Source organism: Caballeronia temeraria, from assembly GCF_001544795.2.
Classification (GTDB): Bacteria; Pseudomonadota; Gammaproteobacteria; order Burkholderiales; family Burkholderiaceae; genus Caballeronia; species Caballeronia temeraria.
The window spans coordinates 1-863 of sequence record NZ_FCOI02000118.1 but is presented as its reverse complement, the minus strand read 5'-3'; the positions used below and the strand labels follow the sequence as shown (position 1 = coordinate 863).

The window sequence follows — 863 nt, the reverse complement described above, 5'->3', positions numbered from 1 at the left end:
GTCGATACCAAGATCCGTGGCGGCGTGCTGCCGCCCCCAGTGGTACCAAAGGTGCTGGGCTGGGATGCGTCCGGCGTGGTGCGCGCGGTGGGCGACAAAGTAACCCTTTTCAAGCCCGGCGATCGCGTCATGTACGCCGGTTCTTTGTTACGGGCGGGCACCAACAGCGAGCTGCACCTGGTCGACGAGCGCATCGTCGGCCCGATGCCGAAGAGCCTCGGCTTCGAAGAAGCAGCCGCGCTGCCGCTGACCTCGATCACGGCGTGGGAGTTGCTGTTCGACCGTTTGCAAGTGCGCGAAGGAAAAGACCCGATCGGAATGCTGCTCGTCATTGGCGGCGCCGGCGGCGTCGGCTCCATACTGATCCAGTTGGCGCGCCAGCTGACCGGCCTGACCGTGGTGGCCACCGCGTCGCGGCCGGAAACACAGGAGTGGGTGCGCGAGCTCGGTGCACACCATGTGATCGACCACACGAAGCCGATGCCGGCGCAGCTGCGCGGCCTTGGCATTGACGCGGTAGATTACGTGGCGAGCCTGACCCATACCGACAAGCACCTGGTTGGAATCGCCGAGATGCTGGCGCCGCAGGGCAAGCTTGGGCTGATCGACGACCCCCAATCGCTCGACGTGCCGATCCTGAAGCCCAAGAGCATCTCGCTGCACTGGGAATTGATGTACACCCGCTCGATGTACCAGACCGCGGACATGATCGAACAACACCATATTTTGGTCCGGGTCGCCGAGCTGGTCGACGCCGGCGTGCTGCGCACGACGTTGGCGGACCATTTTGGCACCATCAACGCGGCCAATCTGCGCCGCGCCCATGCCTTGCTCGAGAGCGGCAAGGCGCGCGGCAAGATCGT

Annotated in this window: 1 protein-coding gene; it reads left to right on the top strand. The window is 64.7% G+C overall.

Features of this window, described 5'->3' with window-relative positions; all coding sequences use genetic code 11:
- Positions 1 to 863: zinc-binding alcohol dehydrogenase family protein (locus AWB76_RS38700; RefSeq protein ID WP_061165339.1), on the top strand; the 863-nt coding region annotated here is incomplete at both ends.